General features: G+C 42.3%; 24 protein-coding genes, 1 pseudogene and 1 CRISPR repeat array. Of the genes and pseudogenes, 20 read left to right on the top strand and 5 right to left on the bottom strand.

Features of this window, described 5'->3' with window-relative positions:
• Positions 1 to 243 precede the first annotated feature (243 nt).
• Complete coding sequence (gene thrS / locus HT717_RS08325) at positions 244 to 2,187, bottom strand: threonine--tRNA ligase (protein ID WP_173304989.1); 1,944 nt, start codon at positions 2,185 to 2,187, stop codon at positions 244 to 246.
• Positions 2,188 to 2,227: 40 nt separating this feature from the next.
• Positions 2,228 to 2,436, bottom strand: a pseudogene (locus tag HT717_RS10105) (hypothetical protein).
• A 320-nt stretch (positions 2,437 to 2,756) separates the two neighbouring features.
• Between HT717_RS10105 and rpsO the strand changes: the two are divergent.
• From rpsO to HT717_RS08355, 6 genes are all read left to right on the top strand, one after another.
• Complete coding sequence (gene rpsO, locus HT717_RS08330) at positions 2,757 to 3,026, top strand: 30S ribosomal protein S15 (RefSeq protein WP_001018251.1); 270 nt, start codon at positions 2,757 to 2,759, stop codon at positions 3,024 to 3,026.
• A 527-nt stretch (positions 3,027 to 3,553) separates the two neighbouring features.
• A CRISPR array of direct repeats spans positions 3,554 to 3,786; the repeat unit is 36 nt; unit sequence GTTTTATCGGTCACAATTTTGGAGACTACAAAAACC.
• 297 nt (positions 3,787 to 4,083) lie between these two features.
• On the top strand, positions 4,084 to 4,695 hold the full coding sequence (locus HT717_RS08335) for a CadD family cadmium resistance transporter (protein WP_125431279.1): 612 nt from the start codon (positions 4,084 to 4,086) through the stop codon (positions 4,693 to 4,695).
• A gap of 235 nt (positions 4,696 to 4,930) precedes the next feature.
• Positions 4,931 to 5,977 carry an iron ABC transporter permease gene (locus HT717_RS08340; protein WP_173304991.1) on the top strand — a complete coding sequence of 349 codons (1,047 nt, stop codon included), beginning with the start codon at positions 4,931 to 4,933 and terminating at the stop codon, positions 5,975 to 5,977.
• 1 nt (position 5,978) lies between these two features.
• Positions 5,979 to 6,734: an ABC transporter ATP-binding protein gene (locus tag HT717_RS08345; protein ID WP_000364128.1), complete on the top strand. Its 756-nt coding sequence runs from the start codon at positions 5,979 to 5,981 to the stop codon at positions 6,732 to 6,734.
• 19 nt (positions 6,735 to 6,753) lie between these two features.
• Positions 6,754 to 7,764, top strand: coding sequence for an ABC transporter substrate-binding protein (locus tag HT717_RS08350; RefSeq protein ID WP_000753244.1), 1,011 nt, complete (start codon positions 6,754 to 6,756; stop codon positions 7,762 to 7,764).
• Entirely contained in the window at positions 7,745 to 8,437 is a 693-nt protein-coding gene (locus HT717_RS08355) for an alpha/beta hydrolase-fold protein (RefSeq protein ID WP_000175775.1), read from the top strand. The genes HT717_RS08350 and HT717_RS08355 overlap by 20 nt, the downstream gene beginning before the upstream one ends.
• A gap of 43 nt (positions 8,438 to 8,480) precedes the next feature.
• Here HT717_RS08355 and HT717_RS08360 read toward each other — a convergent pair whose 3' ends face one another.
• Positions 8,481 to 9,230, bottom strand: a complete 750-nt coding sequence (locus HT717_RS08360; RefSeq protein ID WP_000500202.1) for a 1-acyl-sn-glycerol-3-phosphate acyltransferase — start codon at positions 9,228 to 9,230, stop codon at positions 8,481 to 8,483.
• A 132-nt stretch (positions 9,231 to 9,362) separates the two neighbouring features.
• On the opposite strand from HT717_RS08360, the gene HT717_RS08365 reads away from it, so the two are divergent.
• The 6 genes from HT717_RS08365 (at position 9,363) to HT717_RS08390 (ending at position 16,471) form a co-directional block, all read left to right on the top strand.
• On the top strand, positions 9,363 to 11,699 hold the full coding sequence (locus tag HT717_RS08365; RefSeq protein WP_173304993.1) for a cation-translocating P-type ATPase: 2,337 nt from the start codon (positions 9,363 to 9,365) through the stop codon (positions 11,697 to 11,699).
• Between the two features lie 101 nt (positions 11,700 to 11,800).
• Positions 11,801 to 12,478 carry a tRNA (adenine(22)-N(1))-methyltransferase TrmK gene (locus HT717_RS08370; RefSeq protein WP_061759452.1) on the top strand — a complete coding sequence of 226 codons (678 nt, stop codon included), beginning with the start codon at positions 11,801 to 11,803 and terminating at the stop codon, positions 12,476 to 12,478.
• Positions 12,465 to 13,262, top strand: coding sequence for a Nif3-like dinuclear metal center hexameric protein (locus HT717_RS08375; RefSeq protein ID WP_061759453.1), 798 nt, complete (start codon positions 12,465 to 12,467; stop codon positions 13,260 to 13,262). Before HT717_RS08370 ends, HT717_RS08375 begins: the two co-directional genes overlap by 14 nt.
• Before the next feature lie 16 nt (positions 13,263 to 13,278).
• Positions 13,279 to 14,382 carry an FAD-dependent oxidoreductase gene (locus tag HT717_RS08380; protein ID WP_173304995.1) on the top strand — a complete coding sequence of 368 codons (1,104 nt, stop codon included), beginning with the start codon at positions 13,279 to 13,281 and terminating at the stop codon, positions 14,380 to 14,382.
• Positions 14,383 to 14,484: 102 nt separating this feature from the next.
• The gene (gene galE / locus HT717_RS08385) at positions 14,485 to 15,504 is read left to right on the top strand and encodes a UDP-glucose 4-epimerase GalE (protein ID WP_024057477.1); all 1,020 of its coding nucleotides are present in this window, start codon (positions 14,485 to 14,487) and stop codon (positions 15,502 to 15,504) included.
• 1 nt (position 15,505) lies between these two features.
• The gene (locus HT717_RS08390) at positions 15,506 to 16,471 is read left to right on the top strand and encodes a glycosyltransferase family 2 protein (RefSeq protein WP_345890452.1); all 966 of its coding nucleotides are present in this window, start codon (positions 15,506 to 15,508) and stop codon (positions 16,469 to 16,471) included.
• A gap of 50 nt (positions 16,472 to 16,521) precedes the next feature.
• Here HT717_RS08390 and HT717_RS08395 read toward each other — a convergent pair whose 3' ends face one another.
• Positions 16,522 to 16,728, bottom strand: coding sequence for a ferredoxin (locus tag HT717_RS08395; RefSeq protein WP_171039317.1), 207 nt, complete (start codon positions 16,726 to 16,728; stop codon positions 16,522 to 16,524).
• Positions 16,729 to 16,779: 51 nt separating this feature from the next.
• Between HT717_RS08395 and HT717_RS08400 the strand changes: the two genes are divergently transcribed.
• The 8 genes from HT717_RS08400 (at position 16,780) to HT717_RS08435 (ending at position 22,610) form a co-directional block, all read left to right on the top strand.
• Positions 16,780 to 17,265: an SAG1386/EF1546 family surface-associated protein gene (locus HT717_RS08400; RefSeq protein ID WP_173304997.1), complete on the top strand. Its 486-nt coding sequence runs from the start codon at positions 16,780 to 16,782 to the stop codon at positions 17,263 to 17,265.
• Between the two features lie 8 nt (positions 17,266 to 17,273).
• Positions 17,274 to 17,945: a (d)CMP kinase gene (cmk, locus tag HT717_RS08405; RefSeq protein WP_049540772.1), complete on the top strand. Its 672-nt coding sequence runs from the start codon at positions 17,274 to 17,276 to the stop codon at positions 17,943 to 17,945.
• 129 nt (positions 17,946 to 18,074) lie between these two features.
• The gene (locus HT717_RS08410) at positions 18,075 to 18,413 is read left to right on the top strand and encodes a zinc ribbon domain-containing protein YjdM (protein WP_001061584.1); all 339 of its coding nucleotides are present in this window, start codon (positions 18,075 to 18,077) and stop codon (positions 18,411 to 18,413) included.
• A 2-nt stretch (positions 18,414 to 18,415) separates the two neighbouring features.
• On the top strand, positions 18,416 to 19,045 hold the full coding sequence (locus HT717_RS08415; protein ID WP_084930454.1) for a Pr6Pr family membrane protein: 630 nt from the start codon (positions 18,416 to 18,418) through the stop codon (positions 19,043 to 19,045).
• 362 nt (positions 19,046 to 19,407) lie between these two features.
• The gene (locus HT717_RS08420; RefSeq protein ID WP_173304999.1) at positions 19,408 to 20,559 is read left to right on the top strand and encodes an MFS transporter; all 1,152 of its coding nucleotides are present in this window, start codon (positions 19,408 to 19,410) and stop codon (positions 20,557 to 20,559) included.
• A 99-nt stretch (positions 20,560 to 20,658) separates the two neighbouring features.
• Positions 20,659 to 21,408, top strand: a complete 750-nt coding sequence (gene truA / locus HT717_RS08425) for a tRNA pseudouridine(38-40) synthase TruA (RefSeq protein WP_049540778.1) — start codon at positions 20,659 to 20,661, stop codon at positions 21,406 to 21,408.
• Complete coding sequence (locus HT717_RS08430) at positions 21,398 to 22,171, top strand: bifunctional hydroxymethylpyrimidine kinase/phosphomethylpyrimidine kinase (RefSeq protein ID WP_049540779.1); 774 nt, start codon at positions 21,398 to 21,400, stop codon at positions 22,169 to 22,171. The genes truA and HT717_RS08430 overlap by 11 nt, the downstream gene beginning before the upstream one ends.
• Positions 22,149 to 22,610, top strand: a complete 462-nt coding sequence (locus tag HT717_RS08435; RefSeq protein WP_049540781.1) for an ECF transporter S component — start codon at positions 22,149 to 22,151, stop codon at positions 22,608 to 22,610. Before HT717_RS08430 ends, HT717_RS08435 begins: the two co-directional genes overlap by 23 nt.
• Positions 22,611 to 22,887: 277 nt before the next feature.
• On the opposite strand, the gene HT717_RS08440 is transcribed toward HT717_RS08435, so the two are convergent.
• Entirely contained in the window at positions 22,888 to 23,970 is a 1,083-nt protein-coding gene (locus HT717_RS08440) for a Xaa-Pro peptidase family protein (protein ID WP_000040928.1), read from the bottom strand.
• Positions 23,971 to 24,000 lie beyond the last annotated feature (30 nt).

Here is a 24,000-nt window from a genome sequence, read left to right on the forward strand (position 1 = left end):
GGATATTGACCTTATCTAACTCATGAAAGTAAATCTTGTGTGGTGGTTTGGTCAATCACTACTAGCTCGGATTAAATAATACTCTTCGAAAATCAAATTCAAACCACGTCAGCGTCGCCTTACCGTACTCAAGTACAGCTTGCGGCTAGCTTCCTAGTTTGCTTTTTGATTTTCATTGAGTAAAAATATAAAAAGCAACAGCTGAAATAGTTGTTGCTTTTTAGGTAGCTAGGATTTTATCTCTTATTTCTCAACGCGTGATTTGTTGGCGATATCAGCAAGGATAGCTTGAACAAAGTCATCAACTGAGACAGTTTGTGTTTCTTTTTGGCCATAGCGACGAACGTTAACAGTTCCCTCTTCCATTTCCTTGTCTCCAACAATCAATTGGTAAGGAATCTTGCTGGTTTGTGAAGCACGGATCTTGAACTGCATTTTTTCATTGCGCTCATCCACGTCTGCACGGACACCACGGTCACGAAGTTTCTTCGCTACTTCCCAAGCGTAGTCCACGTGTTTTTCGTTAGAAACTGGGATGAGGGTTACTTGGTGTGGTGCAAGCCATGTTGGGAAGGCACCCTTGTAGTTCTCAATCAAGATAGCAGTGAAGCGTTCCATAGTTGAAATAACACCACGGTGAATCATAACTGGACGGTGTTCTTCACCATCAGCTCCGATGTATTTGAGGTCGAAACGTTCTGGAAGCAAGAAGTCAAGTTGGATAGTTGAAAGTGTTTCTTCTTTTCCAAGGGCTGTCTTAACTTGAATATCCAATTTTGGTCCGTAGAAGGCTGCTTCACCTTCGGCTTCAAAGTAGTCCACGCCCATTTCATCAAGGGCTGCACGAAGCATGGTTTGAGCATTTTCCCACATCTCATCGTTATCAAAGTACTTATGAGTATCTTGAGGGTCACGAAGAGAGAGGCGGAAGCGGTATTCAGTCAAGTTGAAATCTTCATAAACATCGATAATCAACTGAAGGGCACGTTGGAATTCTTCTTGGATTTGTTCAGGAGTTACAAAGAGGTGACCATCGTTGAGAGACATTTCACGTACACGTTGAAGACCAGTCAGGGCACCAGATTTTTCGTAGCGGTGCATCATACCGATTTCAGCGATACGGATTGGCAATTCGCGGTAAGAGTGAACATGGTGTTTGAAGACTTGGATGTGGTGTGGGCAGTTCATTGGACGAAGGACAAATTCTTCCCCATCACCCATGTCCATAGTTGGGAACATATCTTCTTGGTAATGATCCCAGTGACCAGAAGTCTTGTAAAGCTCAACAGAAGCAAGTGGTGGAGTGTAGACGTGTTGGTAGCCAGAAGCCAACTCTTTGTCGACAATGTAGCGTTCCAATTCACGACGGATAGTTGCACCATTTGGCAACCAGAATGGAAGTCCTTGACCAACCTCTTGAGAAATCATAAAGAGGTCAAGCTCTTTACCAAGTTTACGGTGGTCACGTTCTTTAGCTTCTTCACGCATTTGAAGGTAGTTTTTCAAGTCTTTCTTATCAAACCAAGCTGTACCGTAGATACGTTGCATCATAGCATTGTCGCTATTTCCACGCCAGTAAGCACCTGCTACATGGAGAAGGTGGAAGATTTGGATACGGCCTGTTGATGGGACGTGAGGTCCACGGCAGAGGTCCACGTATTCACCCTGACGATAGATAGTCAAACCACCCTCGTCTTCTGAATGTTCTTCAATCAATTCCAACTTGTAAGGGTCGTTCTTGAAGATTTCACGAGCCTCGTCTTTCGTCACTTCTTCACGGATTGATGGGAAGTTTTCTTTGACGATTTTTTGCATTTCTTCTTCGATACGAGGAAGGTCTTCGTTGGAGATTTGACCAGCTGTGTTATCAGTATCGTAGTAGAAACCGTCTTCGATAGCTGGACCAACTCCCAAGTGAATGTCTGGGAAAAGGCGACGAGCTGCTTGGGCGAACAAGTGGGCAGCTGAGTGACGCAAGATTGGAAGGGCATCTTCGTGATCAGGTGTCACGATTTCGATGCTTCCATCTTCAGTGATAGCACGAGTAGTGTCGATGAGTTTGCCGTTGAATTTACCAGCCAAGGCTTTTTTAGCTAGGGAATTGCTGATAGATTGGGCAATTTCAAAAGTTGTAACGCCAGATTCGAATTCACGAACAGCGCCATCTGGGAAAGTAATGTTAATCATGATGTTCTCCTTACTTATATTATTGACGAATGTGTGAACCCTATTTTAAAAACAGGGACAGAGGATTGTGAAAGTTAGAAAAACAAAAAGCGACATCCTCGAAAGGACGTCGCAACGTGGTTCCACCTTCATTTATGTACCTCAAAAGAGAGGGACACCTCTGATTGGCTCTAACGTAGCCACCGTTTTATGTTTTCATAAAAAACTCAAGAGTAGTATCAGTTTAGGCTTCCTATGCGTTTCCAGCAACCACGCACTCTCTAGTAGAAAGGGACTAAGTGACTTGTCTCTATGGATTATTATAGCATGATTGTGAAAATTTTCAAGATTTTTGTAGATTTTTTTGAATTTCCTTGTTGGAAAGTTGTTGGCAATCAGATATGGTAATCTTTAGAAGAAGTTGACATTCTTAATGATGCTAGTGAAGCAAAGAGAAAGAAAGTAAATCTGTTGACAAAGAAGTTAGTTATTGGTAGAATAAGGATTGTCGTAAAGACAAATAACTTCTTCTTGGTTGCAGGCATGCCAACCTGTCACTCGGATGAAGCCAAATAAAAAGGAGAAACATCATGGCAATCTCAAAAGAGAAAAAAAATGAAATCATTGCGCAATATGCACGTCACGAAGGTGATACAGGTTCAGTAGAGGTTCAAGTTGCTGTCCTTACTTGGGAAATCAACCACCTTAACGAACACATCAAACAACACAAAAAAGACCACGCTACATACCGTGGATTGATGAAGAAAATCGGTCGCCGTCGTAACTTGCTTGCATACTTGCGTAAAAACGACGTTAACCGTTACCGTGAGTTGATCAACTCTCTAGGACTTCGTCGCTAATTCAAGAAACAAAGGCCGTTAAAAGCACAAAGCAAAAATAGGAAAATTGGCGAAGAAACTTCAGTTTCTAGGAAATTTTATCTTTTTTGCCAAGTACTTAGGCCGTGTTCAATTGAACAAATCTTGATAATGAAGCTACTCTATCGGGTAGCTTTTTTGTATGGATTTTAGCCCGTGATCAAATCAGCTCTCTGACCTCAGAGGGCTTTTTATTCTGTTACCTTACCTCGATATACTCAAGTATAATCTTCGGTTACGGTTCCTAGCACTGTAAGGTAAAATAAACCAGATATTCTCCCTTCGGGGAGATTTTTTTGTTTCACTAAAAATTTTGTACAATCTTCTCCTCATCTCCTAGTCTATAAACGGTTTATCCAGCAAGAATCATGATGCTAAGGGCTCAAGAAATCTGTATGAAAATAGGGAAACGACACAGTGTTCGATGAACATAAGGAGTTTCATCTTTTTCACTAGGATTTTAGCCCGGGCTCAAATCAGCTCTCGGACTTCAGAGGACTTTTTTATTGAGGTTTTATCGGTCACAATTTTGGAGACTACAAAAACCAATTCGAACACTCGTAACTCATCACTCTAGTTTTATCGGTCACAATTTTGGAGACTACAAAAACCATACAATTGCCACTTTTTAGCTTTACCATGTTTTATCGGTCACAATTTTGGAGACTACAAAAACTCCCTCACGGACGAGTCTAAAACGCAGCAGGTTTTATCGGTCACAATTTTGGAGACTACAAAAACCTCAAATGGTACCATCTAATTACACCATAAAGGTGCGCAGCTACTCGGCTTGAAAAGCCTAGTAGCTGTCTGCAAGCCCCCTCGGAGAGCCCACACTTTACGAAGTAAAGTATAATATGTTATACTTTACATGGAAGTAGTCATTGAATTTCAGTTAGAAATTACTTTGTAACTACGTTTTGAGGAGGAGTAAAATGCTTTCCTACGTTCGGCATTACCCACTAGCGATAGCTAAATTAATGTGTCTGTGCTCTCCTAAAATCTGCTGATTTATTACTGACTAATACAGGAGGTTTTTATGGGACAGACAATCATATCTGCTATTGGTGTTTATATTTCTACCAGTATCGATTATTTAATTATTTTAATTATTTTATTTGCACAGCTATCACAGAATAAACAAAAATGGCATATTTATGCGGGGCAATATCTAGGCACAGGCTTACTTGTAGGGGCGAGTTTAGTTGCTGCTTATGTCGTTAATTTCGTGCCTGAAGAATGGATGGTTGGATTGCTTGGTTTAATCCCTATCTATTTAGGGATTCGCTTTGCAATTGTTGGAGAAGGTGAGGAAGAAGAGGAAGAAATTATTGAAAGATTAGAACAAAGCAAGGCAAATCAACTGTTTTGGACAGTTACATTGCTGACAATTGCGTCTGGCGGAGATAATTTAGGTATCTATATACCTTATTTTGCTTCGTTAGATTGGTCACAGACCCTCGTGGCCTTGCTTGTGTTTGTAATCGGCATAATTATCTTATGCGAGATTAGTCGGGTGTTATCCTCTATTCCATTAATATTCGAGACAATTGAAAAATACGAGCGAATCATTGTGCCCTTAGTATTCATTCTACTTGGACTATACATCATGTATGAAAATGGCACGATAGAGACTTTTCTGACCGTGTAGATTTTTTTGTTTCACTAGGATTTTAGCCCGAGCTCAAATCAGCTCTCTGATTTTCAGAGGGCTTTTTACGTTGTCACCTTACCTCGATATACTCAAGTATTATCTTTACTTACGGTTCCTAGCACTATAAAACCAACTATATTCATTTGTTCTCATCTTGTTCCATTGTTGAAAATATGGTATACTTTTCATGAGAATTTTCTAAATTTTTAAGATTCTATCAAAGGAGGTTTGCATGCTTTCCAAATTTTATGGAAGCCGACAAGACCAGCAATTTTTGTTACTTTTAGTTATTTTGCTAGGTATTTTAGGGATTTCTCTCTTTCTAGCAGTTTCAATGGGATCTGTTGCGATTGATCTAGGAGATACCTATCGGATTATTTTGAGCAGGTTGGGATTTCCTCTTGAGATAGGAGAGGTTTCCAAGTCTACTCTTGCCATTGTATGGAATATGAGGTTCCCCCGAGTATTGCTGGGTCTGATAGTAGGAGCAGGCCTTTCTATGTGTGGTAGCGTGATGCAGTCTACAGTGAACAATCCCATAGCAGAGCCTTATGTCTTAGGAATATCTGCGGGTGCAACTCTAGGGGCAACCTTGAGCATCATTCTTGGTTTAAAAGTGATGATTAGCCTTGGAGCTTTTCTTGGAGCTATTTTGGCAACAATTGCTGTCCTCATCATTGCCTCTATGCAGGGAAAGATGACGACTTCCAGTCTGATCTTATCAGGAACGGTGGTCAACGCTCTCTTTCTGGCTTTTTCCAACTTTATTATCTCAGTTGGCGCTAATGCGGACAGTGTGATGACCATTAAGTTTTGGACTATGGGCTCGCTTGCCGGGACTACCTGGTCTGATTTGGTCCTGCCAACTATAGTAGTAGGAATAGCCTTTCTATTTTTCTCTACCCAGTATCGTGTTTTCAATGCGATGATGATGGGAGATGAGGCTGCTTTAACTTTGGGAATTCCCTTATGCTTCTATTGGTATCTTTACGTGACCGTGGTAGCTGTGCTGACAGCTGTTTTAGTGGCAACCTGTGGGATTATTGGATTTGTTGGTCTGATTACTCCACATTTAGCTCGAGGGTTAGTAGGAACGAATTACAAGAGGCTTTTTCCTGTTGCAACCTTGCTAGGCGCCCTCTTTGTCATTTGGGCAGACGTACTCTCTCGTATCATCATTCCAAACGCAGAGCTTCCTATTGGTATTTTCACAGCCTTGGTAGGTGCTCCCTTCTTTATCTACATTGTTGGGGGTAGGCGAAGGGAGGTGAGGGTCTGATATGGACTTGATTTGTCAGGATGTCCACTTTGGACTAGGAGAGAAAAAAATCCTCAAAGGAGTCTCTCTTAAGGTTGAAGGGAATCAATTTCACACGATACTAGGACCAAATGGAAGTGGAAAAACCAGTCTACTTAAACTCCTTTATCGTCAGGAAAAGGTGGACAAAGGCTTGATAAGCCTAGATGGAAAGCCTCTGGAACAATGGACGCTCAAAGAAACAGCCAAGCAAATGGCAGTTGTGACCCAGTTTAACCAGCTGCAGTTTGATTGTACAGTTGAGGAAATTGTCTTGCTGGGAAGAACTCCCCACCTCTCTTTTCTACAAAAGGAAAGGGAAAGGGATTATGCGCTCGTTCAAGATGCTCTCGTTAAGGTGGATATGCTCGAGAAGAAAACTCGTCTCTATTCGTCCCTGTCAGGGGGAGAGAAACAGCGAGTCTTGTTAGCACGTGCCTTGGCGCAAGAACCGACTCTCTTGCTCCTTGACGAACCAACCAATCACTTGGATATCAAGTATCAGCTAGACTTGTTAGCCATTGTGAAAAATCTCAATATCAATATTCTAGCTGTCCTGCATGATATTCAACTTGCTTGTCGCTATTCGGATTATCTCTATCTGATGAAAGAAGGGGAAATCCTTTACCAAGGGACTCCAAAGGAGATCATCACCCCTGAGTCATTGCAAACTGTATATGGAGTTCAAAGTCAGGTGACTTGGACCGAGGATCAGCAAGCTATGATTCACTATTTATAAGAATGAAAAGGAAAACAAGATGAAAAAAACACTAAGCATTTTACTCGTAACAGTAGCTACCTTAACTTTGGCAGCTTGTGGCAACACTACCACTGAAAAAGCTACGACACAATCAAGCGCAGAAACAAGTCAAAAGGCCAGCACAGAGACGACTTATCCGTTAACGGTCAAGACCTATGATGCTAAAGGAAATGAAGTAGAACAAGTTTTTGACAAGGCACCTGAAAAAGTTATCACCAACAATCTTTCAACCACTGAAATCTTATTGGAGTTGGGGTTGAAGGATAAAATTGTTGGCATGCTCAATCCAGACAATGCTGTGACGGACAAATACAAGGACGCGATTGCGACGATTCCTCAAATTGGGGATAAAAAAACAGTTTCACAAGAGACAGTCCTTTCTTATGAGCCAGACGCTGTGATGGGTCGAAATATGATGTTTTCTGAAAAATCCTTGGGGGCAGTTAGCACTTGGAATGAGAATAAAATCCCAGTTTATACACAAAAAGCTTCTCTCTCAACAATTCAGCAAGATTTGGGGAATATCGTAGAAGATGTCAAAAATCTTGGAATGATTTTTAATGTTCAGGACAAGGCTAATGAATACGCAGCCCAATTACAAACTAAAATTGACGCTGTTAAGAAAGCAAATCCAGCAAGCCAAGGTGAAAAGAAAAAGGCTTTGATTATGGTTGCTTATAATGATGAAACTTTCGGTGCTTACAAGTCTGCTTTGCAAGAAAGTTTGCTGAACCAACTTGGTTATACAAACGTTGCTACGGGGACATCAGGCTTGACCTTGGAAAATCTCGTGTCAATGGATCCTGAATTGATTATCTATGTAACCAGCGATCGCAATAAAAAATTGGATGCCAACGCAGTAGAGTTGATGAAGGCAAATGCTGTTTTGGAAGGTGTTCCTGCTATTAAGAATCAAAAAATAATGACTATCTCTTACGATGAGTTGATGGATTATGGTCCAGCAGTGATTGATTCCCTTGAAAAAATCAATGACTTTATCAATAAATAATGAGTTTGATTGGGAAGGAATCCAAGTCAAGGTCAGCCTGCCTTCGACCTATGATCCCAATCAAACCTATCCAGCGATTCTCTTGAATGATGGAAACTTGGACTTCTTATCGTCACTTTCTGAATCTGTGATTTTAGTGGGACTGACCTCTAAAAATCGCTTAGCCGACTACACTCCCTGGACGACATCGGCTCTGAGAGAGGGAGCTCCAGATTTTGGAGGTCAGGCCAACGTCTATCATGATCATTTATTTGGAGGCCTTTTAGACAAGTTGCAGTCGCTTTATCGACTGGATGAAGCACGCCTTGCTTATGGAGGCTACTCACTAGGTGGTTTGGCGGCAGTCTATAGTCTTTTCAGCTTTGACAAGGTTTCCTGTGTCTTTTCGATCTGTGGTTCCTTTTGGTATCCTGATTTTGTGACTTACTGCAAGGAAGAAAATGTGAAAAATTTGGACTGTTTGCTGTATTTACAGAATGGTCAAACAGAAGGAGCTCATCATAGCAATCGCTTGGCTCAAGCACCAGCCTATGCTGAGCAGATCCATACCAGTCTTCAGAAATGCTATCCGAACGGCCAGTTTGTCTTTGATCCTTATGGACACCATGAACAAGTAGCTGAACGATTCCTAGCTTTTTCCAGCTGGTTGGCCCAAAAATGGAAAATCGAATAAAAGATTTATCCCTTGGATTTTGCCAAGGGATTGTTGTATTTATTTAACCAAGTTTTTCTCTCTTCTTATCTGGATTCCATACGAAGCTTGCGATAAAGCTAAAGATGATGGTTAGGATAGCGAGGATAATGGCAAGGATGAGGGCAGGGATACGGATAAGCCACCAGAGTGGGTTTGGTTTTTTATCATTGTGCCATTGTTTGGTTTCTTGGTCCAGACGTTGAAATTCTGCTTGGATACGATTGGCAACTGTTTCAATGCCTTCATCATTCATTTTCTTGATATCTGAAATATCGATTGGATTTCCAAAGTTCATATCGACACGTTCACGGCTAACTAAGCCCTTCAAAGTCATGGGACCTGTGTAGGTAACTGGCATGATACGGACCTTGGCCATTTTGGCAATCAGAGCTACGCCACCCTTGACATCATTTGAGTGACGGCTTCCACTTGGAAACATGATGAGAGAGCGGTCACTTTTTTTGAGGACATTGATAGGATATTTGATGGCTGAAGCGCTCGGATTTTCTCGGTCGATAGGAAAGGCACCACACATGCGAATCCACCAACCAAAGATACGGTTGGTAAAGAGCTCTTTTTTGGCCATAAAGATAAATTGTTTTGGCTTGGTCGCAAAGGCCATGTAAACAGGGTCCCACCAGGTGCGGTGAGGTGCAACCAGAATATAATTTTCATCTTGATTAGGAATTTTATCAGTGTTATGATAGTGGGCATTGCCATTGATGGACCATAGGAGCAAGACAACCAATCCACGTAAATAAGTATAAAACATGCGATCTCCTTCGATTATTTTCTTGTTATTATTATACCTTATCAAAGGAGGGCTGGCAAACTTTTCCCTTGACTAGGTGCATATTTAGGATGAGATTAGAATTCTTTTAGAAAAAATGATATGATAGAATTTATGGATAAAAATAAGATTATGGGATTAACCCAAATAGAAGTCAAGGAAAGACAGGCTAAGGGCTTGGTCAATGATTTTACCGCATCAGCCAGTACCAGTACTTGGCAAATCGTTAAACGAAATGTCTTTACCCTTTTTAACGCTTTGAATTTTGCCATTGCTTTGGCACTCGCCTTTGTGCAGGCTTGGAGCAATCTAGTCTTCTTTGCTGTTATCTGCTTTAACGCTTTTTCTGGAATTGTGACCGAGCTGCGAGCCAAACACATGGTGGATAAGCTCAATCTCATGACCAAGGAAAAGGTCAAAACCATTCGTGATGGCCAAGAAGTGGCTCTGAATCCTGAAGAATTGGTGTTAGGAGATGTGATTCGTCTGTCTGCTGGAGAGCAGATTCCCAGTGATGCCTTGGTTTTGGAAGGCTTTTCGGAAGTCAATGAAGCCATGTTAACGGGGGAAAGTGATTTGGTGCAAAAGGAAGTTGACGCCTTGCTTTTGTCAGGAAGTTTTTTAGCCAGTGGGTCAGTTTTAGCTCAAGTTCACCATGTCGGTGCAGACAACTATGCTGCCAAACTTATGCTTGAGGCTAAGACTGTGAAACCCATCAACTCTCGTATCATGAAATCGCTGGACAAGCTAGCTGGTTTTACTGGGAAGATTATCATTCCCTTTGGTCTAGCTCTCCTGCTAGAAGCCTTGATCTTAAAAGGCCTGCCTCTTAAGTCGTCCGTTGTAAATTCATCGACAGCCCTACTGGGAATGTTGCCCAAGGGAATCGCCCTTTTGACCATTACGTCGCTCTTGACTGCGGTGATTAAGTTGGGATTGAAAAAGGTTTTGGTGCAGGAGATGTACTCTGTTGAGACCTTGGCGCGCGTGGATATGCTCTGTTTGGATAAGACGGGTACCATCACCCAAGGAAAGATGCAGGTGGAGGCTGTTCTTCCACTGACGGAAACTTACGGTGAAGAGGCTATTGCCAGCATCCTGACAAGCTATATGGCCCATAGTGAGGATAAGAATCCAACAGCCCAAGCTATTCGAAAGCGTTTTGTGGGAGAAGTTACTTATCCTATGATTGCCAATCTTCCCTTCTCTAGCGACCGCAAGTGGGGAGCAATGGAATTGGAAGATTTGGGAACAGTTTTCTTAGGGGCGCCTGAGATGTTGCTGGATTCTGAAGTCCCTGAAGCCAGAGAGGCCTTGGAGAGAGGTTCACGTGTCTTGGTCTTGGCTTTCAGTCAGGAAAAACTGGACCATCACAAACCACAGAAACCATCTGATATTCAGGCTCTAGCCTTGCTGGAAATCTTGGACCCGATTCGAGAGGGAGCAGAAGAGACGCTGGACTATCTCCGTTCTCAGGAAGTAGGCCTCAAGATCATCTCTGGTGACAATCCAGTTACGGTATCCAGCATTGCCCAGAAGGCTGGTTTTGCGGACTACCAGAGCTATGTAGATTGCTCGAAAATCGAGGATGAGGAATTGGTTGCTATGGCTGAGGAGACAGCTATTTTCGGACGTGTTTCCCCTCATCAAAAGAAACTCATTATCCAAACGCTGAAAAAAGCGGGTCATACAACAGCTATGACAGGGGACGGAGTTAATGATATCTTGGCCCTTCGTGAGGCGGATTGTTCTATCGTGATGGCTGAGGGAGATCCTGCGACTCGTCAGATTGCCAATCTGGTTCTCTTGAACTCTGACTTTAATGATGTTCCTGAGATTCTCTTTGAAGGTCGTCGGGTGGTCAATAACATTGCCCATATCGCCCCGATTTTCTTGATAAAGACCATCTATTCTTTCTTGCTCGCAGTCATCTGTATTGCCAGTGCTCTTCTGGGACGGTCTGAATGGATCTTGATTTTCCCTTTCATTCCGATTCAAATTACCATGATCGACCAGTTCGTGGAAGGTTTCCCACCATTCGTTCTGACTTTTGAGCGAAATATCAAACCTGTTGAGCCAAACTTCCTCAGAAGATCCATGCTTCGTGCCCTACCAAGTGCACTGATGGTCGTCTTCAGCGTTCTCTTTGTGAAACTATTTGGAAGTAGTCAAGGTTGGTCTGAGATAGAAATATCTACCCTCCTCTATTATCTACTTGGGTCTATCGGTTTCTTATCCGTATTTAGAGCCTGCATGCCATTTACCCTATGGCGTGTCCTCTTGATTGTTTGGTCAGTAGGAGGTTTCTTAGCCACAGCTTTCTTCCCAAGAATTCAAAAACTGCTTGAAATTTCGACATTAACAGGACAAACACTGCCGGTCTATGGGGCCATGATGCTGGTCTTTACCGTAATTTTCATCCTGACCAGTCGTTACCAAGCGAAAAAATAAAGAAAGACTGCAATCTGTGGATTGCGGTTTTTTTAGGTGCAAGATTGCCAGCCGGAATGTGGTATAATAAAAGGTAACAGAGTTTTGGAAAGTGAGAGAAGATGATTTCAAAGAGATTAGAATTGGTGGCTTCCTTTGTGCCACAGGGAACTATTTTACTAGATGTGGGAAGTGACCATGCTTATCTGCCAATTGAGTTGGTTGAGAGAGGCCAAATCGAAGGAGCTATTGCAGGGGAGGTTGTGGAAGGTCCCTACCAATCTGCGGTCAAAAATGTTGAGGCTCATGGTCTAAAGGAGAAAATCCAGGTTCGTTTAGCCAATGGCTTGGCAGCCTTTGAAGAGACAGATCAAGTGTCGGTCATTACCATTGCTGGTATGGGTGGTCGTTTGATTGCTAGGATATTAGAAGAAGGCTTGTACAAGTTAGCCAATGTAGGGCGTCTGATTCTCCAGCCAAATAATCGTGAAGACGACTTGCGTATCTGGTTGCAAGACAATGGTTTTCAGATTGTGGCAGAAAGTATTCTAGAAGAAGCTGGCAAGTTTTACGAGATTTTGGTGGTGGAAGTGGGACAAATGAAGCTATCAGCCAGTGATGTTCGCTTTGGTCCTTTCTTGTCCAAAGAAGTCAGCCCAGTCTTTGTCCAAAAATGGCAAAAAGAGGCTGCTAAGTTAGAGTTTGCCCTCGGACAAATCCCTGAAAAAAATTTGGAAGAACGTCAAGTTTTAGTAGATAAAATTCAAGCCATCAAGGAGGTTCTCCATGCTAGCAAGTGAAGTGATTAAAGCGTATGAAGCCTTTTGCCCTCAGGAATTTTCTATGGAAGGAGACAGTCGTGGCCTGCAAATTGGCACTTTGCACAAGGATATCCAAAGAGTCATGGTTGCTCTAGATATTCGTGAAGAAACGGTGGCTGAAGCCATTGAAAAGGGTGTGAATTTGATTATCGTCAAGCACGCGCCGATTTTCCGTCCCATCAAGGACTTGGTTGCTAACCGTCCACAAAATCAGATTTACATTGATCTGATAAAGCATGATATCGCAGTTTATGTCAGCCATACCAATATTGACATCGTTGAAAATGGCCTCAATGACTGGTTCTGCCAGATGCTAGGCATTGAGGAGACGACTTATCTGCAGGAGACAGGTCCTGAACGTGGAATTGGACGTATTGGGAATGTTCAGCCTCAGACATTTGGGGAATTGGCTTACCAGGTCAAGCAAGTCTTTGGCCTAGATAGCCTTCGAATGGTGCATTATCAAGAGAGTGATTTGCAGAAGCCTATTTCAAGAGTGGCTATCTGTGGTGGTAGCGGCCAGTCTTTCTATAAGGATGCTTTAGCTAAGGGAGCAGATGTCTATATTACTGGCGATATCTACTATCACACTGCCCAAGATATGCTGTCTGATGGCTTGCTGGCATTGGATCCAGGTCACTATATCGAAGTGCTTTTTGTGGAAAAAATCGCTGCACTTCTTACTCAATGGAAGGCAGAAAAAGGCTGGGATATTGATATCTTGCCTAGTCAGGCATCAACCAATCCTTTCCACCATATCTAGTTAGAAAGTGAAGACAATGAAAAAAGTTGCTATTATCGGAGCAGGGATTGTGGGAGCAACAGCTGCCTACTATCTCTCGAAAGAAAGTGACCTAAAGGTGACCGTTTTTGACCATGGACAGGGGCAGGCTACCAAGGCAGCGGCGGGCATTATCAGTCCTTGGTTTTCAAAACGCCGCAATAAAGCATGGTACAAGATGGCACGCTTGGGTGCTGACTTTTATGTGGATTTGTTAGCTGATTTAGACAAGTCTGGTCAGGAAATCGACTTTTACCAGCGCTCGGGAGTCTTTCTCCTGAAAAGGGATGAATCTAAGTTGGAAGAACTCTATCAACTAGCCCTCCAGCGCAGGGAAGAATCTCCCTTGATAGGTCAGTTAGCTATTTTGGACCAAGCCTCAGCTAATGAATTATTCCCTGATTTGCAGGGATTTGACAGCTTGCTCTATGCTTCTGGTGGAGCGAGAGTGGATGGCCAACTCTTAGTGACTCGTTTGCTAGAAGCTAGTCAAGTCAAACTGGTCAAAGAAAAAGTGAGTCTGACACCTTTAGCATCAGGACATCAGATTGGCACAGAGGTGTTTGATCAGGTTATTTTAGCGACGGGAGCTTGGTTGGGACACATATTAGAACCCTTAGGATATAAAGTGGATGTTCGTCCTCAAAAAGGACAACTCCGAGACTATCAACTTGCCCAAGACATGGAATCCTATCCTGTTGTTATGCCAGAAGGGGAGTGGGATTTGATTCCTTTTGCAGGTGGGAAATTATCCTTAGGCGCTACCCATGAAAATGATATGGGATTTGATTTGACGGTGGATGAAGCCTTGCTCCAGCAAATGGAGGATGCGGCCTTACCTCACTATCTAGGCTTGGTAGAAGCGACTTCCAGAGCTGAGCGTGTGGGAATCCGTGCCTACACCAGTGATTTCTCTCCTTTCTTTGGGCAGGTGCCAGAATTGGCAGGTGTCTATGCTGCTAGTGGACTAGGTTCATCAGGCCTCACAACTGGTCCTATCATTGGTTACCATCTAGCCCAACTTATCCAAGACAAGGAGTTGACCTTGGACCCTCTAAACTACCCAATTGAAAACTATGTCAAACGAGTAAAAAGTGAATAAGAATTTTACTTAAATTTTAGTCTCCCCTCTAGGATGGCAAATGACATTCCCTATCAAAAATGGTAAAATAAGAAAAAATAATCCGAGAATCGAGGAAAGAAGATGCAAGAAAAGATTTTGGTAACGGGTGGGGCAGGTTTTATTGGAACTCACACAGTTATTGAGTTAATCCAAGCAGGTCATCAGGTTGTTGTGGTGGATAACCTTGTCAACAGCAATCGTAAAAGTTTAGAAGTTGTTGAGAGAATTACAGGAGTTGAAGTGCCTTTCTATGAGGCAGATATTCGAGACACAGATACCCTCAGAGATATTTTCAAGCAAGAAGAACCAACAGGGGTCATTCACTTCGCTGGCTTGAAGGCTGTCGGTGAATCTACCCGTATTCCTCTTGCCTACTATGACAACAATATTGCTGGGACTGTTAGTCTTTTGAAGGTAATGGAAGAAAACAACTGTAAAAACATCATTTTCAGTTCTTCTGCGACAGTTTACGGAGATCCGCACACAGTACCCATCTTGGAAGATTTCCCACTTTCAGTGACCAATCCATACGGCCGTACTAAGCTTATGCTAGAGGAAATTTTGACAGATATCTACAAGGCAGACTCAGAATGGAATGTGGTCTTACTTCGTTACTTTAACCCAATCGGAGCCCATGAGAGTGGTGATTTGGGAGAAAATCCAAACGGTATTCCAAATAACCTTTTGCCATATGTAACTCAAGTAGCCGTTGGGAAATTAGAGCAAGTGCAAGTGTTTGGAGACGATTACGATACGGAAGATGGAACTGGTGTTCGTGACTATATCCACGTTGTCGATTTGGCTAAAGGTCACGTCGCAGCTCTGAAAAAAATCCAAAAAGGTTCAGGTCTAAACGTTTATAACCTTGGAACAGGTAAAGGCTACTCAGTTCTTGAAATTATCCAAAATATGGAAAAAGCAGTGGGACGTCCAATTCCTTACCGCATCGTAGACCGTCGCCCAGGGGATATCGCAGCCTGCTATTCAGATCCTGCAAAAGCTAAAGCAGAGCTGGGCTGGGAAGCAGAACTTGGTATCACCCAAATGTGTGAAGACGCATGGCGTTGGCAAAGCAAGCATCCAAATGGATTTGAAGACTAAGATGGTGATGTCAATCATTGTCCCCTGTTTAAACGAAGAGGAAGTACTTCCTCTTTTTTATCAGGCTTTGGAAGCTTTACTTCCAGATTTGGAAACAGAAATAGAGTATGTCTTTGTCGATGATGGATCAAATGATGGAACCTTGGAACTCTTAAAGTCTTATCGGGAGCAAAATTCGGCAGTTCATTATATTTCTTTCTCGCGAAATTTTGGCAAAGAAGCAGCCCTCTATGCAGGTTTGCAATATGCGACAGGAGATTTGGTGGTGGTGATGGATGCAGACCTCCAAGATCCTCCTAGTATGCTGCTTGAGATGAAAACCTTACTAGACCAAAATGCAGACTTGGACTGTATTGGAACACGGAGAACCAGTCGAGAAGGAGAACCCTTCTTTCGTAGTTTCTGTGCTAATATCTTTTACCGCCTTATGCAAAAAATTAGCCCAGTAGCCCTGCCCTCAGGTGTCCGTGATTTTCGCATGATGAGACGGTCTGTAGTAGATGCTATTTTAAGCTTGACCGAGTCCAATCGTTTTTCGAAGGGACTTTTTGCCTGGGTCGGCTTTAAAACCCACTATTTGGCTTATCCTAATGTCGAAAGGCAGGCTGGCAAGACCAGTTGGAGTTTTAGGCAACTCTTTTTCTACTCCATTGAAGGGATTGTTAATTTTTCAGATTTTCCCTTGATTATAGCCTTCGTAGCAGGTCTCCTATCTTGTTTTATTTCTCTACTGATGACCTTTTTTGTTGTGGTTCGAACTCTCATTTTGGGCAATCCGACATCAGGTTGGACCTCTCTGATGGCTGTTATTCTCTTTCTGGGAGGCATTCAACTCTTGACCATTGGGATTCTCGGCAAGTACATCAGTAAGATTTATCTAGAGACTAAAAAAAGACCACTTTATCTTATCAAAGAAAAAAGCGACCTTCCTGATTTTACAGAAAAAAATAAAGTGAAAAGACTATAATTTTGCATGGAAATATGCTAAACTAGAGGGAGTGGATTACCGCCATTGATTTAGGATTCCTGGTTTCCAATCAGGGCGCGAGTTGGGCAATTTTTAACAGCCTCTAAGACGTCCTGACTAGGAGAAATTTCTTTTTCTAGTTGATCAGGATCATCGTAAAAACGCACGATTCCATTATCGTGGTAATCAAATAAATCAGAATAAGTTTGGCACAGCCCACAGGCGATGCAACGTTCGGGTATAAGTGTGATTTTCATGTTCATATTTATATTGTAATAAGAAAGTAGAAAAAAAACAAGGAGTAAGGTATGGCAAAAGAACCGTGGCAAGAAGATATTTATGAAAATCAAGAAGAAGCAAGATCAGGCCGTCGTTCGAGATCACAGGGTGGGGGAGTCATTGCGAATCGTATCTTAACTATTTTAGCAAGTATTTTCTTTGTGATTGTAGTTGTGATGATTATTGTTCTGATTTATCTGTCATCGGGTGGGAGTAATCGTACAGCAGCCTTGAAAGATTTTCATGATTCTGATGCAAATGTAGTACAGATTTCATCTTCTAGTAGTTCAGAGCAGGCATCTTCTGGTTCAGAAGAAAAGGTAGAAGAGTCATCTAGTAGTTCAGAACATCCAACTGATCCAGAAGGAACTACAAAAGTTTTGGCTGGAGAAGGAGAAGCAGCCATTGCCGCTCGTGCTGGGATTTCGATTGCGCAGTTAGAGGCTTTGAATCCTGGGCACATGGCTACAGGATCTTGGTTTGCTAATCCAGGTGATGTTGTCAAAATCAAATAGGAGTTACTATGAAAACAATTCAAATTGCTATTGACGGTCCAGCTTCCAGCGGTAAGAGTACGGTCGCAAAGATTATTGCCAAGGATTTTGGATACACCTATCTAGATACAGGTGCTATGTATCGTGCAGCGACTTACATGGCTCTCAGGAACCAATTAGGAGTTGAACAAGTTGAAGAACTCTTAGACTTATTGGACCAGCATCCAATCAGTTTTGGACGTTCAGAAACTGGAGAACAGCTTGTCTTTGTAGGAGATGTGGATATTACCCATCCTATCCGTGAAAATGAAGTGACCAATCATGTTTCAGCTATTGCGGCAATTCCTGAAATTCGTGAGAAACTGGTTTCTCTCCAACAAGAAATCGCCCAGCAAGGTGGTATTGTCATGGATGGTCGCGATATTGGAACGGTTGTATTGCCACAAGCAGAATTGAAAATTTTCCTAGTAGCTTCGGTAGATGAAAGAGCAGAGCGCCGTTACAAGGAAAATATTGCCAAGGGAATTGAGACAGATCTTGAAACCTTAAAAGAGGAAATTGCTGCGCGTGACTACAAGGATAGTCATCGTGAGACTTCGCCTCTCAAACAAGCAGAGGATGCTGTCTACCTTGATACAACTGGCTTGAACATTCAAGAAGTAGTTGAAAAAATCAAAGCAGAAGCTGAAAAAAGAATGTAGATGTAGAAAAGCCGATAGATTGATATCGGTTTTTTCTAAATTTGTCAAAATGCTGATTTTAGGGTATAATAGTTGCTGTTCGAGAAATTTTGATTTTCAAAGAATAGTGAATGATGATAAGGAGAAACTATGAACAACTTACCAAATTGCCCAAAATGTAACTCAGAGTATGTCTACGAAGACGGTGCCCTACTGGTTTGCCCAGAGTGTGCTCATGAGTGGAATCCTGCTGAAGTTGCAGATGTAGAAGAAGGTCTTGTCGCTATCGATGCCAACGGAAATAAATTGGCTGACGGTGATACAGTAACTCTCATCAAGGACTTGAAGGTAAAAGGTGCGCCAAAAGATTTGAAACAAGGGACGCGCGTGAAAAATATCCGCATCGTAGAAGGTGACCACAATATCGACTGTAAAATTGATGGCTTCGGTGCTATGAAGCTCAAATCAGAGTTTGTGAAGAAAATTTAAGCATGTCAAAGCACTACAAACTTGTATTTTATAGCCGTATCTTCTTGTTTCTAGCGGCTTTTACCGGAGTTTATCTTGAAATCGCCAAGCATGGTGGATTTGGGATGCTTCTCTATTATACGGTTCTGTCAAATCTTTTAGTAGCGATTTTTACGCTCTATCTTCTAAAGGTTATGAGCCGTTTAGGTGAAAATTGGCAAAGGCCAAGTCTCCTGCGTTTAAAAGGTGGGGTCACCATGAGTATCATGATTACCTGTGTGATTTACCATTTCCTCTTGGCGCCTATTGCGACTAATTTTTATACTCTAGAAAATTTCCTTTGCCACTATATCGTTCCCCTTTGGTTTTTAGCGGATACCCTCTTTTTTGACAAACAGGGTCAATACAAGATTTGGGATCCAGTTGTGTGGACGATTTTACCCTTGCTGTATATGATTTTTGCTCTTTTTAATGGTTTGGTACTGAAACTAGACATTCCTAATTCTAAGGTCAGTCCCTTCCCTTACTTCTTTTTGAATGTGAACAAGGGTTGGGATGTCGTGTTTAAGTGGTGTCTGATTATCTTTGTTGCCTATATGGTGGCAGGATTTATCTTCTACTTTATTAAGCAAATCAAGAGAAAGTCATCCTAATACTCTTCGAAAATCTCTTCAAACAACGTCAGATTCGCCTTAGGGTATATATGTGACTGACTTCGTCAGTTTCATCTACAACCTCAAAGCAGTGCTTTGAGCTGACTTCGTCAGTTTTATCCGCAACCTCAAAAACATGTTTTGAGTTGACTTCGTCAGTTCTATCCACAACCTCAAAACAGTGTTTTGAGCAACTTGCGGCTAGCTTCCTAGTTTGCTCTTTGATTTTCATTGAGTATAAGACACAAGGGATTCATTTTCGAGTTTAAGAAGGAGTCTATATACGAATGAGACTTCTTCTTTTCTTGCTTGAGAATTATCAACAGAGAAAGATATTAAGAGAAAATATAGAAAGAGATTTCATGAAACAATTTTTAGAACGGGCCAGTATTTTGGCTCTCTCCCTCGTTTTGATTACGTCCTTTTCCATCTCGAGTGCCCTGCCAGCCATGTTTGACTATTATCAAGGTTATCCTAAGGAACAAATTGAGCTCTTGGCGAGCTTGCCATCCTTTGGGATCATGATTATGTTACTACTAAATGGTTTCTTAGAAAAAATATTTCCTGAGCGATTACAGATTAGTTTGGGCTTGCTGATTTTATCACTGAGTGGAACGGCTCCATTTTGGTATCAAGCCTACCCCTTTGTTTTTGGAACACGGATTCTTTTTGGCTTGGGCGTTGGTATGATCAATGCCAAGGCTATTTCTATCATCAGTGAGCGTTATCAAGGGAAAACGCGAATTCAGATGCTAGGGCTACGCGGTTCCGCAGAAGTCGTTGGAGCTTCTCTCATTACCTTGGCAGTTGGCCAGTTGTTGGCCTTTGGTTGGACAGCTACCTTCCTAGCCTATAGTGCTGGATTTTTGGTGCTGACCCTTTATCTGCTCTTTGTACCTTATGGAAAGGAAAAGAAAGAAGTCAAGAAAAAGGAGAAGGAAGCAAGTCGCTTAACTCGGGAAATGAAAGGCTTGATTTTTATCCTAGCTATAGAAGCGGCAGTGGTAGTTTGTACCAATACGGCTATTACGATTCGTATTCCAAGTTTGATGGTGGAAAGAGGACTTGGAGATGCCCAGTTATCTAGTTTTGTTCTCAGTGTCATGCAGTTAATCGGGATTGTGGCTGGGGTGAGTTTTTCTTTCTTGATTTCTATCTTTAAAGAAAAGTTGCTCCTCTGGTCTGGAATTACTTTTGGCTTAGGGCAAATTGTGATTGCCTTATCTCCATCCTTGTGGGTGGTGGTGGCAGGAAGCATTCTGGCTGGTTTTGCTTATAGTGTAGCCTTGACGACGGTTTTTCAACTTGTCTCTGAAAGAATTCCAGCTAGACTCCTCAATCAAGCAACCTCATTTGCTGTATTAGGTTGTAGTTTCGGAGCCTTTACGACCCCATTTGTTCTAGGTGCAATTGGCTTGCTAACACAAAATGGGATGTTGGTCTTTGCTATCTTAGGATCTTGGTTAATTGTAACCTCTATCTTTGTCATGTACCTACTTCAAAAGAGAGCTTAGGATTGGTTTCCTAAGTTTTTTCTTTTCGGATTTTTGTACCCAGACAATATTTATTTTAGAACCTTGTCTACAGATTATTTTCTTGATAAAATAGAAGTTATGACAAGATACAAAGCAACTATTTCCTATGACGGTTACGCCTTTGCTGGTTTTCAACGCCAGCCCCATGCGCGTAGCGTTCAGGAAGAAATTGAAAAAACCTTGACTAGATTGAATAAGGGACAAGCCATTATCGTTCATGGTGCCGGTAGGACTGATAGTGGGGTTCATGCTTTGGGACAGGTGATTCATTTTGACTTGCCCTATCAAATGGATGAGGAGAAACTTCGTTTTGCCTTGGATACCCAGTCCCCTGAAGATATTGATGTGATTTCAATTGAGCTTGTGGCGGATGATTTTCATTGCCGTTATGCCAAGCACAGTAAGACCTATGAGTTTATTGTGGATAGGGGCCGTCCTAAGAATCCTATGCGCCGTCACTATGCTACTCACTTTCCTTATCCGCTTGATGTGGAGCGGATGCAGGAGGCAGTCAAAAAGCTAGAGGGCACCCACGATTTCACAGGCTTTACAGCTTCTGGAACCAGTGTGGAGGATAAGGTTCGCACCATTACAGAAGCTAGTCTCAGGGGTGATGAGACAGGACAATTTTTGACCTTCACCTTTTCAGGAAATGGTTTCTTGTATAAACAGATTCGCAATATGGTGGGGACACTGCTCAAAATCGGCAATAATCGTATGCCAGTAGAGCAGATTGACTTGATTTTAGAGAAGAAGGACAGGCAGTTAGCAGGTCCAACGGCAGCACCGAATGGCTTGTATTTAAAGGAGATTCGTTATGAAGAATAATCGTATTTTAGCACTTTCAGGAAATGATATTTTTAGTGGTGGTGGTTTATCAGCAGATTTGGCTACCTATACTTTGAACGGCTTGCATGGCTTTGTAGCAGTGACTTGTTTGACAGCCTTGACGGGAAAAGGTTTTGAAGTCTTCCCAACTGACGATGCCATTTTTCAACATGAATTGGATAGTTTACGTAATGTGGAGTTTGCAGGGATTAAAATCGGTCTTCTCCCTACTGTTAGTGTGGCTGAGAAGGCATTGGACTTTATCAAGCAGCGCCCAGGTGTGCCTGTGGTATTGGACCCTGTCTTGGTCTGCAAGGAAACGCACGACGTGGCTGTCAGTGAACTCTGCCAAGAGTTGATTCGCTTTTTCCCTCATGTCAGTGTGATTACGCCTAATCTTCCTGAAGCAGAATTATTAGCTGGTCAGGAAATCAAAACCTTGGAAGACATGAAAGTTGCAGCGCAGAAATTGCATGAATTAGGAGCGCCAGCAGTCATTATCAAGGGAGGCAATCGCCTTAGTCAGGACAAGGCTGTAGATGTCTTTTATGACGGACAAACCTTTACAGTCCTAGAAAATCCTGTCATCCAAGGCCAAAATGCTGGTGCAGGTTGTACCTTTGCCTCAAGTATTGCCAGTCACTTGGTTAAAGGTGATGAACTTTTACCAGCAGTAGAAAATTCAAAAGCTTTCGTTTATCGTGCCATTGCACAAGCAGATCAATATGGAGTAAGACAATATGAAGCAAACCAAAACAACTAAAATCGCCCTTGTATCCCTCTTAACCGCCCTTTCTGTGGTTCTAGGTTATTTCTTAAAAATTCCAACACCGACAGGTATTTTAACTCTTTTAGATGCGGGTGTCTTCTTTGCGGCCTTTTACTTTGGTAGTCGTGAAGGGGCTGTAGTCGGAGGACTAGCAGGTTTCTTGATTGACCTCTTATCAGGCTACCCTCAATGGATGTTCTTTAGCTTGATCAACCATGGCTTGCAAGGATTTTTCGCAGGATTTAAAGGCAAGACTCAGTGGCTAGGCCTTATTTTGGCAACTATTGCTATGGTAGGGGGCTACGCCTTGGGTTCAACTTTGATGAATGGCTGGGCAGCAGCTCTACCAGAAATCCTACCAAATTTCATGCAAAATATTGTAGGGATGATTGTAGGATTTATCCTTAGTCAAAGTATTAAGAAGATTAAGTAACACTCTTCGAAAATCTCTTCAAACCACGTCAGCTTCACCTTGCCGTAGATATGGTTACTGACTTCGTCAGTTCTATCCACAACCTCAAAACAGTGTTTTGAGCTGACTTCATCAGTCTTATCTACAACCTCAAAACAGTGTTTTGAGCAACCTGCGGCTAGCTTCCAGTATAAAGAGGCTGAGTCAAAAGTCCTAAAAATAAGAAAAATGCATAGTATCAGGTGTTGAAAAAACTTGATACTATGCGTTTTTATTGTGGGAAGATTTTCGAAGAATATTAATCAAAATAAAGCAAGTCTTTGCTGGTGCTTGTAAAGAGGTCAAAGCCATCCTTGGTAACAACACCGCAGTCTTCGATACGGACACCGACTTTACCAGGAATATAGATACCTGGTTCAACAGAGAAGCACATGCCTTCTTCGATGACCATATCGTTTCCTTCCATGATAGATGGGAATTCGTGGACATCCATACCGATACCATGACCGAGACGGTGGTTGAAGTATTCGCCGTAACCAGCTTTTTCGATGACTTCACGGGCAGCGCGGTCCACTTCATGGGCAGTCACACCTGGCTTGATAAAGTCAAGAGCAGCTTGTTGGGCTTCAAGAGTCAAGTTGTAAATGTCTTTCTTGAATTGGTCTGGTTTACCGACAGCGACTGTACGAGTCATGTCTGATGCGTAACCGTTTACTAGAACACCAAGGTCAAAGAGGAGAAGAGCGTCATTTTCAACCTTATTAGCTGCTGGAATGCCGTGCGGATTTGCAGCATTATCGCCAGTCAAGACCATGGTATCAAAGCTCATTTCATAGCCTTCACGTTTCATAGCAAAGTCGATTTGGGCGATGATATCTGTCTCAGTCTTATCAAGAGAAATATTGTCAAAACCAACATTGACAGCCTTGTCCGCATAGAGACCTGCAACCATCATTTTTTGCACTTCGTCAGCTGATTTGATGAGGCGCATGCGTTGGATACGAGGAGTGAGGTTTTCAAACTCAGCAGTCTCAAAGACTGTTTTCAAGCCATGGTATTTGGTCAAGATAAGATTGTCAAACTCAACAGCGACACGTTTGAAGTCAAGTTGTGGAAGAGCATGTTTCATTTTTTGCCATGGATTTTCAGAATCCACATAGCCCACAACTGGGAAGGAAACGGTGCTACTTGCACGCTCAACCTCGAGGGCTGGGACAAAGAGGAGAGGTTCCTGATCTGCTAGGACAAAAAGGAACATTTGGCGTTCATGGGGATCACTGTAAAAGCCAGTGAGGTAATTGATTGTGACGGGGTCAGATACGACAGCGACGTCTAGTTTTTCTGATTCAAGATATGTTACGATTTGTTGTAATTTAGACATATGCTACCTTCTTTCTACCCCTCTATTTTG

The sequence above is a fragment of the Streptococcus sp. 959 genome (assembly GCF_013277075.1).
GTDB lineage: Bacteria > Bacillota > Bacilli > Lactobacillales > Streptococcaceae > Streptococcus > Streptococcus pseudopneumoniae_C.